The sequence below is a fragment of the Pseudomonas sp. EA_65y_Pfl2_P78 genome (assembly GCF_963970495.1).
GTDB classification, from domain to species: domain Bacteria; phylum Pseudomonadota; class Gammaproteobacteria; order Pseudomonadales; family Pseudomonadaceae; genus Aquipseudomonas; species Aquipseudomonas baetica_A.
Window position 1 is genome coordinate 1 of the sequence record NZ_CAXAON010000012.1, and the last position, 13,861, is coordinate 13,861.

At 52.1% G+C, this 13,861-nt stretch carries 10 protein-coding genes and 2 pseudogenes; 11 read left to right on the plus strand and 1 reads right to left on the minus strand.

Annotated elements, in window-relative coordinates:
- The 10 genes and pseudogenes from AACY02_RS12015 to AACY02_RS12060 all read left to right on the plus strand — a co-directional run.
- Nucleotides 1-374: pseudogene (locus AACY02_RS12015) on the plus strand (type VI secretion system tip protein VgrG); the annotation flags it as partial.
- Nucleotides 375-457: 83 nt separating this feature from the next.
- Nucleotides 458-1,333, plus strand: coding sequence for a DUF4123 domain-containing protein (locus AACY02_RS12020; RefSeq protein ID WP_339432122.1), 876 nt, complete (start codon nt 458-460; stop codon nt 1,331-1,333).
- Nucleotides 1,333-2,313 (plus strand): toxin VasX, encoded by a 981-nt coding sequence (locus AACY02_RS12025; RefSeq protein WP_339432123.1) that lies wholly within the window; start codon nt 1,333-1,335, stop codon nt 2,311-2,313. Before AACY02_RS12020 ends, AACY02_RS12025 begins: the two co-directional genes overlap by 1 nt.
- On the plus strand, nt 2,226-3,764 hold the full coding sequence (locus AACY02_RS12030) for a hypothetical protein (protein WP_339432124.1): 1,539 nt from the start codon (nt 2,226-2,228) through the stop codon (nt 3,762-3,764). The genes AACY02_RS12025 and AACY02_RS12030 overlap by 88 nt, the downstream gene beginning before the upstream one ends.
- Nucleotides 3,757-4,509, plus strand: a complete 753-nt coding sequence (locus AACY02_RS12035; RefSeq protein ID WP_339432125.1) for a hypothetical protein — start codon at nt 3,757-3,759, stop codon at nt 4,507-4,509. Before AACY02_RS12030 ends, AACY02_RS12035 begins: the two co-directional genes overlap by 8 nt.
- A gap of 1,161 nt (nt 4,510-5,670) precedes the next feature.
- Complete coding sequence (locus tag AACY02_RS12040) at nt 5,671-6,423, plus strand: hypothetical protein (protein WP_339432126.1); 753 nt, start codon at nt 5,671-5,673, stop codon at nt 6,421-6,423.
- Nucleotides 6,424-6,607: 184 nt separating this feature from the next.
- A complete protein-coding gene (locus AACY02_RS12045; protein ID WP_339432127.1) occupies nt 6,608-7,024 on the plus strand; it encodes a hypothetical protein in 417 nt (138 codons plus the stop codon).
- Between the two features lie 425 nt (nt 7,025-7,449).
- The gene (locus AACY02_RS12050) at nt 7,450-10,311 is read left to right on the plus strand and encodes a hypothetical protein (protein ID WP_339432128.1); all 2,862 of its coding nucleotides are present in this window, start codon (nt 7,450-7,452) and stop codon (nt 10,309-10,311) included.
- Complete coding sequence (locus AACY02_RS12055; RefSeq protein ID WP_339432129.1) at nt 10,308-11,246, plus strand: DUF6708 domain-containing protein; 939 nt, start codon at nt 10,308-10,310, stop codon at nt 11,244-11,246. The genes AACY02_RS12050 and AACY02_RS12055 overlap by 4 nt, the downstream gene beginning before the upstream one ends.
- 159 nt (nt 11,247-11,405) lie before the next feature.
- Nucleotides 11,406-11,615: pseudogene (locus AACY02_RS12060) on the plus strand (transposase); the annotation flags it as partial.
- Nucleotides 11,616-11,640: 25 nt separating this feature from the next.
- On the opposite strand, the gene AACY02_RS12065 reads toward AACY02_RS12060, so the two are convergent.
- Complete coding sequence (locus AACY02_RS12065) at nt 11,641-12,816, minus strand: aspartate aminotransferase family protein (protein WP_339432130.1); 1,176 nt, start codon at nt 12,814-12,816, stop codon at nt 11,641-11,643.
- Between the two features lie 102 nt (nt 12,817-12,918).
- Between AACY02_RS12065 and AACY02_RS12070 the strand changes: the two genes are divergently transcribed.
- Nucleotides 12,919-13,824: a LysR family transcriptional regulator gene (locus AACY02_RS12070; protein WP_339432131.1), complete on the plus strand. Its 906-nt coding sequence runs from the start codon at nt 12,919-12,921 to the stop codon at nt 13,822-13,824.
- The last annotated feature ends 37 nt before the right edge of the window (nt 13,825-13,861 follow it).

The window sequence follows — 13,861 nt, forward strand, 5'->3', positions numbered from 1 at the left end:
GCTACACGGAATTCAAGGCCGAAGAACATCACATCGTTTACGAAGACCGAAAAGTTGAAGCTCGGGCCAACGATCACCTGACCGTGGGCGTGAACCAGCACATCAAGATTGGGACTGGGCAGTTCATTGATGCGGGGCAGGAAATCCACCTCAGCAGCGGCATGAAAGTCGTGATGGAGGCCGGCGCCGAACTGACGCTGGTGGGCGGTGGGAGCTTCATCAAGATCGATGGCGGCGGCGTGACCATGAGTGGGCCGGTGATCAATATGAACTCAGGCGGTGGTCCGGGTAGCGGCACGGGCGCTGCGCCGTTGTTGCCGGGGCCGTTGAAGCAGGCGGATGCGGATAAGGCTGGGCAGTTGCTGGTGCCGGCGTAGCGGCAGGCGTTGATGCGTCGTACACCGCGCTGTGAAATTTGCGAGAAAGCTGCCGCGCAAGCCGCGAAGGACGCCGCCAAATGAGCTACCCGTCGAACGCCAACTTTTTGCTGATCGACGGAGTTCTCCGTCCCGATGCGATCCCAAGTCTGTACCAGCTCGGCGAACCGCTGGAGATCGAGCCGTTGTACCTGGGAACGCGGTGGGCGGAATTGAAGGATCTGGGGCCGATACTGGTCAAGCCCTCGGGTTCAACAAGCCTACTGACCCGGACATACCAAAATACTGACCAGCAGATAGACGCCAGTCTGCTCTTCAGCCGCGCGCCCATTAGTATCGTCGCTGATCATTTGAGACAGTTCATCGCTCCATCCGATGTACTGGGGGGCAACGGCATGCTGCGCTTCGCAGACCCGCTGGTCACACGGCATTGGCTCGGCAGTTATCAGGGCGAACACCTTGATGCGATACTCGGCCCGATTGAGTCGTGGTCAATGCCCGAAGAGCTGCATTCCTGGGAGGCAACCACCTCCGCTCAATGGGTAAGCTTTCAGCGTAAATCTCCGACATCGTGGAAGGATAAGTACGCCCTATTGGGTCAGCCACAATTGGACGCCCTCGCTCAGGCCGCACGCTGGCAATTCATCGAGCGACTGCACGATAATTTTGAGCAGTACCATCCTCGACCTCTATCAACTCTGGACAAAAGCATTCGTACCGCGTGGTTTTCTCGACGGTTGGACGAAGCTCAAGCCTGGGGACTATCGAGCGAACGTAGTCTCGCTATCTGGGTCGAATACAGCCTGCGGTGGGGCGCAGGATTCAGCGAAAGCCCTAAAGGGCCTTATCAGGATTGGTTGGCCCGTACCCCCGAGGCCCCCAGACTCGCACCGGAAATACGTATCCAGCAGATGGATAACGATTGCCTGGACATCGAAATAAACAAGGAAGTGTGATGACTCAGCCCGCGACCGAAGCTCAACTGAAACAGGCCAACCGAAACCAGGCATTTACCAATGCACAAATGGGCTCGGGGCAGTGCTCATTGATGGCCGGTGAAGTCGCCATATTTCCTGTGCGTTATGCGGTGGACGAATCACCGAAAAAAGGCACAAATCAGGGTCCTAACCCTCTTCCCAAAGACTGGACAGGCAAGCCGACTGAACTGAAAACCCGCAGTTACACCCTTCGCCAACTGCGCGATGGCTGGCTATATGTGTGGGACAGCGTCGCCAAGACTTTCCATGAATACGAAGTCAAAGGTCACCAGTTCACGCGCCACAAATGGGCTGATGGTCAACTGAATAAGGATGTGCGCAACAACCCCGGTGAAACGCACACATACCTGCTCTATCCCCGTCGCAATCAGTTGCGTATCGCTTACTCGCCCGTCCAGTGGACCTGGCGTATGTGCGAACTCATGCGCAGCAGTGCGACTCAACAGACCCAATGGATGCGTAAAGTCAATCTGGATGGCTTTTGCAGCAGTGGCAAAGCAGGCCATGGCGGCCCGATCACCGAACTGGGTAAAAGTGTCGCGGACATCCTCGCCGCGGGCGAGAGCGCCCCCACTTTCTTAAGCACCCTGCTGCCCACTCAAGCGCCTGAGAAAGGTGGCGAATTCAAGCCCGCATTCGAAGAGGCATTGGTACGCGGCAAGGTGCCTGAACAGGACACTGCCCTGTTTATTGCACTGGATGACCCGCTGGGAATGGTTGATGACTTGACCATGAACCTTGCTGGCAGGCTCATGGAACAGGGGCAGTTTGAGAGTCTGCATCAACAAAAACTGGAAAGTGCGATCGCCCCCCCGGTGCAGCTCACGATCAGCGCTCGGCGCGAATTTCCATGCAAGCTTTTGAAGAAGAACTTAAAAATTTGTTTTTGGCGCGCCCCAATCAACTCGTCGCAAAAGCATCGGGTAGCACTCGCCTGAGCGCAGGCGTGCCGAAAATCAACAATTGGCTAGCCGACCTTGGGCGCTCAGAGTTGGCTTCACAACTCAGAACTGCAGGGACCATGGAATATGTGACAAGTACGAAAAACTGGATGGGCCAGAACTTAGGCAATGCCTTACCGGCCTTGCTCGTCGGATTGAACGTGTGGAACGTCTACACCATCGCCAAACAGGCACAAAACGACGGCGATTTTACGAAAGCTGAATGGCGCAATTTTGGCTCCGCCGCTGCGTACGCGGCCAATGCAATTGCTGCATTGTGGGTTGGTCCGGCTTGGAGCCGGGCCGGTGCGATGTCCCTTGAAGTGGGTGAAAAAACACTAAAATTAGCACAAGCCAGTTACCTTCAATGGATAGATGAAGCCAAAACGGTAATCAAGACAAGCGGTATTGGAAGCGCAGAGGCGACCGCCGCCAACAAGATGGCAACATATTCAAAAGGTCTGATTTTTCGAACAGTGACATGGGCTTTTTTTGGAGCAGTTGCGACTGGAGTTGAGGCATTCCAAATTTCTGAAGATGTCGGCGATGCCAGCAGCCAAGAAGAAAAGTTGCTGTTGTGGTCGAAATTCGGCGTAGTTTTGGGGATGTCTCTCGTCGCATCTGGTCAATTGGTGGGAGCTAGTCTTGGCTATTGGTTTGGATTTGCGTGGGTAATGTCCAATCCGGTTACCATCATTCTGGCCATTCTCGGAATCGCTTATTTGATGATCACAATGGCAGCCAATCGATACAAGCGCGAAGGTTTGCGACTTTGGCTATACCGTTGCAACTGGGGTCGTGGAGCCACTCCTGAGTGGCTCGGCGATGAGGGTCATTCAAAGCAAATGCAAGACCTACTGGAAACGCTACAACGACCAAGCCTAGGAGGAAGGGCTTTGTATTTTGGCGGTGGTAGTACACCTAAGAAATGCTTGGGTTTCTGGGTACAAATCCTGTTTCCTAAAGCACTCGCGGGAAAAGAGGTGATGCTACAACCAGTGATGATCGAAAAAAACTACTTATCGAGCGACGAGATACAAATCACAAGCAAGAATTTCTACGAACAATTCCTCAGTGGAAACTGGATAGATCCAAAATTATTCGGAGAGCTACCAAGCGGAGCTGGGTTAAAAAGCCGCCCGTCAGACTTCATTTATACGGAAGACGAACAGCATTGCCTGTGGCAAGTGTGGATTGATACGCCCAAGGCCAATCCAGTGCTAGAAATGGGAGTCAAGTATCCTCCTGGAACATTCCAGCACAAAAGTGGAAACGCCTATTTATTCAGGATTGCGCTGGAGTGGGCCGCAAGTGAAGCAAATCGAATCAATGAAAAGTTCAGCGGTGAACTAAAGGAAAAGGATGACATGATTCCGAGTTCAAAAAGCGCTGAGCCTTTAAAGCTTTCGATTCCAAACTACACACTTAAAGAGTCGAAGAATGCTTAAGATCAACAAACAGCCCATATTACCACCACAACTTCAGTGGAAGCATGCAGACGAACCAGAACTATTGAGCTGGGCAATTAGAGCTCGAAACTATAACACAGTTATTGCAAACTGCATGTTTCTATTCATGGCCATAATAATACTAGCCGCCACCTTCTTTATGTATTCAGTTTATGAAGACATGGATCAACCTTGGCGCATCGCATCCTGCGTGTTTTTCTTCTCATTTATTCTATTTACAATCTCCTGCATGACTCATCAAAAAATGAACTTCGCCTATCGCTTCACTCAATCCGGATTAGAGTGCTGCGAATGGAAAAACATCCCCGAATGGACGTTAACTTTCTTAAAATGGTTTACTGGGATCACAGCGATCACTTTCATCATTCTCGCCACAATCGACCCCACTTTTTTGATTGGGGCGTTAATTGGACCTGGTGGTATGGGACTAATTTATCTCTCAATGGCTAATTCGAAGAGCTACCGTGAAATGCACACCCAGTACCATCACCTTATATACGAATGGAAAGACTTCACTCAACTAGCCATCGCAACGAATCGAGAGGTAGTGGACTTGAAGTTCACTCACTACAACCAGCGCCTCGGAAAAATCATAAGTTACAGCATCAACATTTTCTGCGAGCCAAAACAGAAGGAGAAAATCGCCAACTTCATAAAGCCCTATTTATCTCCAGATATACCTTTTATCAGGGCCAAGGTAAATGTTCCGATGAGCACAGTCTGATTCATGCGGCGATCATTTGGTGGAAACTAGCTTTGGTTGGCAAATGATTCGAATGTGCGTAGGTAATCTCCACTCCTGATACCATGGCTACGAGCGCTTTTTTTCACCTCGCCCCGACTGCAACTCGGATAGCCAGAATAGTAATATTCTGTGAATGATTGGGTGACCGTGAAAATAATTTATTCAACGAAAAGCTTAAGGACAGATATCATTTCCCATAAATAAAAGCACCCAGTTTTTTAAATTTGCCTTACACAACTTATGAACAAGGGGCCCTCTGATGTTTAATTTCCGAAGCCCGGTTGATCCACCGTCCCGACTCCAGTGGCATTATGCGAATGAGCCCGAACTAATGGCCTGGACGATTCGAGCTCGAAATTATAATACTTTCGCAGCTAACAGCATGTTTGCTTTCATGGCCGCGATTACACTTTTAGCATCAATTATCATGTACTCAGTATACGAGGGCATGAGCCAACCTTGGCGAACTTTATCATGTGTATTTTTCTTCACCTTCATATTATCCATAATTTCATGCATGACTCATCAGAAAATGAGTTTCGCCTTCCGCCTTACAAAATCCGGGATAGAGTACTGCAAATGGAAGGATCTATCTAAATTCGGCTTAACATCTATCAAATGGGTCTCAGTTGTCACCGCTCTTATTTTTCTTTTTTTAGCCACTATATATCCTGCTTTTCTAGTCGGGGCCCTATTAGGACCCGGCAGCATGGCACTGATGTATTTTTTTGTGTTGAATTCAAAAACTATCGGGAGTTGCACACTGAACTCCATCATTACGCGTATAAATGGGAAGAAATTACTCAGTCAGCCATTGCCACAAACAGAGAGGTTGTAGACTTACAATACAGCGTACTCCAAGATGGACACGAACACAGAACAGAATGGAATTTAAATGTATTCTGCAAAAAAAATCAAAAAGAATTAGTCGCAAACTTTATTGCCCCCGCCTATCTTCAGGCGTGCCTTTTAAGAAGACAAAAGTCAATGTACCCATGAGTACAGAATAATATCCTCCCTGCCTAATGCTGGCAATGGAGATCTAAATCGGCAATTTAAAAAGCATGACATAATTTCGATTCAAAAAATCGCTCAACCTTTAGAATCTTCGATTCCAAACTACACCTAAAGAGTCGAACAATGCTAAGTTTTAAGAAACCACCCACTCTTCCACCGCAACTTCAGTGGAAGCATTCAAACGAGCCAGAGCTATTAATCTGGGCAATTAGAGCACGAAACTACAACATAGTTATTGCAAATTGCATGTTCGTATTTATGGCTGCAATGATACTCGCCGCCACCTTCTTTATGTATTCAGTCTATGAAGGAATGGAACAACCTTGGCGCACTTTATCCTGCATGTTTTTTTTCGCATTTATTTTATTCACGATTTCCTGCATGACTCATCAAAAAATGAATTTCGCCTATCGCTTCACAGATTCCGGTGTAGAGTACTGCGAGTGGAAAAACCCTTCGAAATGGCCACTGACAATTTTGAAATGGTTAACCGGAATCACGGCCATCATCGTTATAGCTTTATCAATGACTGACCCTGGATTTTTGATAGGAGCGCTGATTGGACCGGGTGGCATGGCGCTAACATATATCTTACTTGCCAACTCAAAGAAATATCAGGCCATGCATACTCAGCATCACCATTTGGAGTTTGAATGGAAAGACTTTACTCAACTGGCGATTGCAACCAATCGAGAAGTAGTGGATCTAAAATTCATAAAATTTGATGAGCGACTTGGGCGAACTGTAAAATGGAGCCTTAATATTTTCTGCAAAAAACACCAGAAAGAAAACGTAGCTAATTTCATCAAACCACACCTACCCTCTAAAACTCCTTTTATAAAACCCAAGGTCAACGTTCCATTGAGCACTGACTGACAAACCTACCAATTTTTATCAATTTTAACATCAATGTAAATTATCAATGACAGTAAGTTCCAGCAAGTCTCTAAATCTACCATCGCAACTCCGATGGCGCCATATCGACGAACCAGAAATATTAACGCGGACCATTCGTGCAAGAAACTACAATACATTCGTGGCTAATTGCATGTTTGCATTTATGGCTGCGTTCACGCTCGGCGGTTCTTTCATTATGTATTCGCTCTATGAAGGAATGAGCCAGCCATTGCGAACCTTATCCTGTGTATTCTTCTTCTTTTTCATATTATTTACAATTTCGTGCATGACTCACCAACGGGTGAGTTTTGCTTATCGTTTTACCAAGTCCGGAATTGAGTATTGCGAGTGGAAATCCCCCGCCAGATGGACATTGACGTTCGTTAAGTGGTTCGCCGGTGTAACTGCGATTATTTTCATCTTCTTGGCGACGATTGATCCAGTTTTTTTGATCGGAGCGTTGGTGGGCCCTGGAGGCATGGGATTGATGTACCTATCGATGGCAAACTCTAAAAGTTATCAAAATTTGCACACCGAGTATCACCACCATTTTTTACAATGGAAAGAATTAAAAAACTAATAATTTCAACGGACAGAAACATGGTGGAAATTGAGTATGGCGTACCACAAAAAAACTCAAAACACCTAGCATTAGGAAGCCTCTATGTTTTTTTGACTCACAAAGAGAAGAAGCAATTGATATCATTAAATCCAATTTACTAACCGACACCACTTGTACAACAGAGAAAGTCGATATCTTAAATTAGAACATAATGGACTGAATAACCTTCTCTCAGAAAAAATCTACCCGCGTCGCTTTTCATTGTTTACGCCCCCCAGAATAGTTACTAAAGGACACTAAAGGGAACGATACAAAAGGCATCTGATGGTTTGCTGGTTGAACAACCGCTGACGCAACCCCACTCTGCTCTGACGACCGGTGAAAACGCCGGAATCGCGTTGAACAAAAGCACCGACGCGTGGATGCTCTACAGCGAAGTGCCATTGGGCAAAGACGCCTGCGAGCGCCTGAAAAAGAACGGTGAACGACGCAAGCGCATGCGTCAGATCGCCCTTACCGACATAGCCAAACGCCTATCGGCCAAACACTGCCCACCGCTCGAAAAAAACCCGACACTGGTGGCCGAACTCATGCCGAAAGTACGCGAAAAAACCCTTGCGCATGAACATCAGAAGAACGGCGCAACTGACCGCGAAAGCGTGAAAGAACAACGCAAAACGGCGCAAGCCTCGCCTACTCAAGACAATATCAAAGCCTACTCCGCCAGCTCGGAATCTCTGCGCGAACGCGAACAGGCGGCCGGCGCGCAACCACCGGGCGAGCCGGTGGTCGAGCCCGGGACTTGGAGCGCTAGCCCTTGGGAACTGGCACCTACGCAAGCCTGGCTGGACAAAGCCAAGAGCGAGTCGGCTCCGCTATATGCGGTGTTTGCTGCGCTGGATGATGATCTGGGAGTGTTGCGGGATATCGACCACGAACAGAACAAGGTCGAGGCAGAACACGAAGAGTGGGTAGCCGACAATAGCTTGCGCCAGACCATCGGCAGCTTTATCCGCAGCATGGTCACCGAAGACGGTGGCGAAGTTGCCAACCTGCTCAACTACCGGTATCGCGAACATAACCTGCAACTGACACCGGAACAGGGCGACACCCTGATCGACAGTCAGAAGCAGCTGAACACCTTGATGCTGGAAGAAACACGCATCAACCAACAACGCGGCCGACAGTATGGGCATGCCCAAGCAGATGGCCTGTTGGCTCAGGTTCGATCCCGTGAAGAAGCCGTACTGAACAAGGTGCGCAGCTTCATCCCAAGCGAATTGCATCAGGAAGCGCAACAGGTCGTGCGGGATTATCGCCAGGAAAAAGTCAGCAATCTGGAAGGTGGCGGCGGAACCAAGGTTGGTGAATACATCGACTTGGCGAGCATGGACCATTGGCTGGATCAGGAAGCGCCGCAGCACTTCAAACAGGTCGAAAAACGCCATCAGTTGCTGTACGCCGATCGCAAAACCTACCTGCCACGCAACGACAGTGGTACTTGGTTTGTCGACCAGAGCAGCGAAGAACACCTCACCTGGCTTGAAAGTTTGACGGTTGCCTGCCTCAGCGCTCAGTGCAGCCGTAGTGAAGGCGCCAAACAGTTTGCCGATTACGTGAGCAGCGATGACCCCGGCTTGCTGCGTCTGGTGTTCCAGGCGTGGAGTCCGAGCCTGGAAGCGGCGGTGAACAACACTTCACGCCTCAACGAACTGGTCACGGCGCTCAGTCTGGAAAACCTTGCCGACTCCCGCGCAGCCGCACTCAAGATTCTGGACGCGGACACCCTGCGCAATATCGAGCGGTTAGCGAGCAATCTGGAAGGTGCCTGGACGGCGACCATGACCCGCCTCGGCGCCTCTTTGATTCATGCAAGCAAAGGCACGGCGATGGCAATGGGATTATTCCTGGTCATCCGCCTCGGCGATAACACCCGTCTTGTGCAGGGCGTAGAGAACGGTATCAGGGTCTGGCGCTTGGTCGGCCAGAACGCTGAAGCCCTCAGCCAATGGACCCGAAGCACCGCCCAGGCCATCAGCCTCGGTCGCGTCAACGGCATCGTCAACGCACCCTCGATCAAAGCCTCGGGTGGCCTACTGCCGCTGGCGGCGCTGGTGGTCAACATTCTCAACGCCGGCACCTATGCCGGACAGGCAGCGGCGCTGGAAGGCAGCGATGCGCAACGGCAGGCGGATAGCATGTCAGCGTATTTGTACGCAGGGGCTGCGTTGGGGGCGGTGATTCAGAATTGGGTGATTTTGGGGAAGGGGATGAACGAGGTTAGCTTAGCTAAAGGCCAGCTCTCCTTTACTGCACCGACGCTAACTCTATTCGGGGCGATTGTGGGAGGCTTGTCAGGATTTGCCGCGTACAACGAATGGAGCTCATTGAACAGTCAGATCGAAAGTGCTCAAGAAAATGTCGACCCTTGGCTCAGACTCAAGCAAGTGGCTGTGACCGGCCAAGTTGCAGTGTACTTCGCGCAGGGACTACTAGGCCTTAGCCATACCAGCCTGCGCCTAGCCAATACAATCAGCACTCCAGTAGCGATACGCCGCTTCCGCTTGGGCATGGGCCCCTTAAATCTTTTGCTATTGGCGCTCGGGGGGCTTTACCTGTTCGCTTGGTTCCGCCAAGCCAGCCCATTGCAAAACTACCTCACCAACTGCTGCTGGTCACATCGCCGGGCCAAAACTAACAAGGGGATCGCACCTCAGGCCCAACAAGACGAAATCAACGAGTTGATGATTCTGCTCTACCAGCCCCGTCTAGCTATGGAGACGCGCGAAGTGCGTATCGGTGGTTCACTGGGAGACACGATTACACAAGATGGAATCTACCAACTGACAATTGATCTACCCGGTGCAGCCCCCGGCGCAGCACAAATCGACTTGGCCATGAATGGCAACATAACCCCTGTTTCCGCCGGTTTTGGCGCTGGCACCCGGGGAACCCCGACAGACCTCGGAGCCACTTGGCTGAATGCCACTCAATGCAGCTGGATTCCGGTAGAAGCGGGTCAAGGTCTGCGCCTGAGCGGAAGCTTCCCACAACCTCTCACACGACTATCGTTACGCCTGTGTTACCTCAGTCCTGTGGCGCTGCTCGCGGGTGTTGGTGCTACCATCGGCGGCGCCAAAGGCCTAGCCTATACACTATCGCCAAATGGCGGTCTGCTGAGTCCTGACGGCGAAATCATCACTTTACATTCCGGCGAGCCGACTCCTGAATTGGATCGGGCCATCGTTCATCGATTAGGCCCTCAGCAGAACTCAAGCTATTTGACACCCAAGGAAAAGGTATGAATTCACCTTCGCCCAACAGCCGCAGGGGAGGGCTCTCGCGGGAGGACTACCTAGCACCACTTGCCGTCCCAACTGGACAAACACCCAAGGATGTACTCAATACTATCTGGCGCAAGAACGAGGTATGTCTTGATATTGGCTCCTACAGCATAGGCTCTGCTGTAATGGTGCTGTGGCCGGTGGTAATGCTCTGTTTACTCATGATCTACATAGAGCGAAATGGCGAGAGGCTGGTGGGAACAGCCCTCTTGTCGTTGGTGCTAGTTGGTATTCCGATATTGATCCTTTTACATGGGCTGACTAAGCCCGTGCCGCTACCTGTACGCTTCAACCGCCAGCGCCGAGAGGTCTGCGTGCCATTCGATGACGGCCGTTACTGGATCGTCCCCTGGGAACAGGTCACCGCCCAAGCAATAGCAATGGACTCTGTCGGCCAACACGGCAAAACAACTCAAGGTCTATTGGTGGTGGGCTTTCGCAATCCCGATCCCGATGCACCCGAAAAAGAACGAGACTTCAGCTTGGGATTCAGTTGCGGTGGCGGCGAAACGGCCATGTGTCTGTGGGAGTGCATGCGCAGCTACATGGAGGTTGGGCCGGAAGCCGTTCCGAAGTGCAATTTTGAGGGTGAGAACAGCCAAAAAGGCTTGATCGGCTGGACCATTAGTATTTTGTTCGACGCATTGAAATCCGCAGCCAAGGGAGACTTTAAATCTGCAATTAAAGATGTTTTCTTCACTGTCTTTTTAGGTGCTCCTTTGGGGTTTTATTTGCAAGAACGCAAGCTGGTTCCGCCACCTGACTTGAACGCCCCGGCTATAAAAGAATGGTCGAAACCACTGCCGGCTGAGCAGTGGGCCAAACGCTCTCCTGAGTTGGCAGCAGCTATCGCCAAGCGTGAGGAGGAACTGGAGAACAAACCACAATCCGCATGACCCGAAAGCAAGAAATCCAGCTATTTGAAAGCCAAGGATAAGGCATGACATCAGCCATACCCCGCAGCCGCAAGGGACCACTCTCCCCCGGTGTCAGGATAGTTTTCGCCTCTCCGGTTTCTCCAAAAAAAGCATATCGGGGGCGGAAAGAGACTGGTCGTGCCGTACTATTCACCTGAACGCAGAGCCGCATTACTTAAGATGCTGCTTCCCCCGCTGAACCTGTCGATGGCCGAGGTTTCCCGGCGCGAAGGGGTCAGCGAAATGTCTTTGTCCAACTGGCGCAAGCAGCTCAGTTCTAAAGGAAATGCAGTGTCTGAAAACAAGCCGTTGACCGAGAGCGGTATACAATCGCGGAAGGCCAAATTTGTATCGTCATGTGCAGATATCACTACTAAGAATCAAGCCCCACCGCCTGCCCCACACCTCTGACAATCATATCCACCTCCCGCTCATCAATCGTTAGCGGCGGCAGCAGCCGTATGGTCTTGCCGCGCGTGACGTTGATCAGCAGCCCGTGATCGCGCGCAGCGATCAATGTCAGATCGCGAATCGGCTGTTTCAGTTCGATACCGATCATCAAGCCCTGCCCTCGAATGGCCAGCACATTGGGGTTGTCCGCCAGCTCTGCGCGTAACCGAGTCAGCAGCCGCTCGCCCTGAATACGGGCGTTCTCCAGTAACCCCTGTTCTTCGATGATATCCAGCACTGTGCAAGCAACACGGCAAGCCAACGGATTACCGCCAAACGTGCTGCCATGGCTGCCCGGGGTGAACAGATCTGCCGCCCGGCCCCGGGCCAGGCAAGCGCCAATCGGCACGCCATTGCCCAAGCCTTTTGCCAGCGTCATGACGTCCGGAACGATGCCCTCATGCTGAAAAGCAAACCACTGGCCAGTGCGGCCGATGCCTGTCTGAATCTCATCGAGCATCAGCAGCCAGGCGTGGTTATTACAGATTTCGCGCAGGGCCTTGAGGTAACCGGGTGGCGCGAGTTGTACGCCGCTTTCGCCTTGAATCGGCTCGACCAGAATCGCCACGATCCGCTCGCCGTGCTTGCGCTGAATGTGCTCCAGTGCCGCCAGATCACCGAACGGCACTTTGACGAAGTCCCCCGGCAATTCATTGAAGCCCAGGCGCACTGCCGGGCCATCGCTGGCGGACAACGTGCCGAGAGTGCGGCCATGGAAAGCGTTGGCCATCACCACCACCAGCGGCTGCTCGATACCTTTGCGCCAGCCATACAACCGCGCGAGTTTCAACGCCGTCTCGTTGGCCTCGGCGCCAGAGTTATTGAAGAACGCCCGCTCCATTCCCGACAGCTCCGTCAGCCGTTTTGCAAGCTGTTGCTGCCAGTCGATGCTGTACAGGTTGGAGGTGTGCAGCAGCAGACCGGCCTGCTCGCTGATCGCCGAAACGATCCGTGGATGCGAGTGGCCGACATTGGTCACCGCCACACCAGCGACCGCATCCAGATACTCGCGGCCGGCCTGATCCCACAGTCGGGTGCCCAGTCCTTTAGTGAAACTCAGGGCCAGTGGTTGGTAGGTGTTCATCAGGGCGGCGGTCATGACTTCAAACTCCAGTGAAGGTCGGTGTGTTTGCAGTATGGTTAGCCACCAGAACTGGATAAACTCGGTAAAACTTAAATCATTTAAAAGCAGAGCTTGATAATGGATCTGTTCCAGTCGATGAGCGTCTACGTCAAAGTCGTCGAAGCGGGGAGCATGACGGCAGCCGCGTTGCAGTGCGACATGTCGACGACGATGGTCGGCAATCATCTGCGAGCACTGGAGCAACGGCTCGGCGTACAACTGCTGCAACGCACCACCCGGCGCCAGCGACTGACCGAGTTCGGCAGCGTTTACTACCAGCGTTGCCTGGATGTGTTGGGGCTGGTGGCGGACTCTGAGCGTCTCGCCGAACAAGCCCTTGATGAACCCCGAGGCTTGCTGCGCATCACTGCACCCTTGACGTTCGGCGTCGAACGACTGGCGCCTGCGCTCAGCGAGTTTTCCCTGCAATACCCGCAGGTCAAAATGGACGTGGTGCTGACCAACAGCCGTCCGGATCTACTGGAGAGTGGCCTCGATGTGGCCTTTCGTCTGGGCCATTTCGAGCAATCGAACCTGATCGCCCGCCCCTTGATCGATTACACCCTGACCGTGTGCGCTTCAGCGGACTATGTTGCCCGACGCGGCATGCCGAAAACCCCTGAAGATTTGCAGCAACACGACTGCCTGTCGTTCGCCTACCCCGCCGGCGATGACTGGCAATCGGTGGAAAAACGTTGGCGCCTCAGCGGCCCGGACGGCGAAATCATGGTCGACGTCAGCGGGCCGATGCTGATCAACAGCTCCGCCGGCCTGCATCAGGCGGCGCGCAACGGCATGGGCATCGTGATGCTGCCCGATGCGTTGGTGGAGCAGGATCTGCGCGATGGCAGACTGATCACGGTAATCCCCGACTACCAACCGCCCAGCCGCCCGTTACATCTGCTGTATGCCCCGGATCGCTATCGCCTGCCCAAGCTGCGGCGCTTCGTCGAATTCGCGATGCGGGCATGGGGCAGACCCTGACTCCCGGCACCATCAAACAGGTTCCCGCGGGTCCTTT

Excerpts from the sequence above, each read along its gene's own strand:
- AACY02_RS12030 (WP_339432124.1), top strand. The coding sequence starts at position 2,226 with ATGCAAGCTTTTGAAGAAGAACTTAAAAATTTGTTTTTGGCGCGCCCC.
- AACY02_RS12040 (WP_339432126.1), top strand. The coding sequence starts at position 5,671 with ATGCTAAGTTTTAAGAAACCACCCACTCTTCCACCGCAACTTCAGTGG.
- AACY02_RS12055 (WP_339432129.1), top strand. The coding sequence starts at position 10,308 with ATGAATTCACCTTCGCCCAACAGCCGCAGGGGAGGGCTCTCGCGGGAG.
- AACY02_RS12045 (WP_339432127.1), top strand. The coding sequence starts at position 6,608 with ATGGCTGCGTTCACGCTCGGCGGTTCTTTCATTATGTATTCGCTCTAT.
- AACY02_RS12025 (WP_339432123.1), top strand. The coding sequence starts at position 1,333 with ATGACTCAGCCCGCGACCGAAGCTCAACTGAAACAGGCCAACCGAAAC.
- AACY02_RS12035 (WP_339432125.1), top strand. The coding sequence starts at position 3,757 with ATGCTTAAGATCAACAAACAGCCCATATTACCACCACAACTTCAGTGG.
- AACY02_RS12065 (WP_339432130.1), bottom strand. The coding sequence starts at position 12,816 with ATGACCGCCGCCCTGATGAACACCTACCAACCACTGGCCCTGAGTTTC.
- AACY02_RS12020 (WP_339432122.1), top strand. The coding sequence starts at position 458 with ATGAGCTACCCGTCGAACGCCAACTTTTTGCTGATCGACGGAGTTCTC.
- AACY02_RS12070 (WP_339432131.1), top strand. The coding sequence starts at position 12,919 with ATGGATCTGTTCCAGTCGATGAGCGTCTACGTCAAAGTCGTCGAAGCG.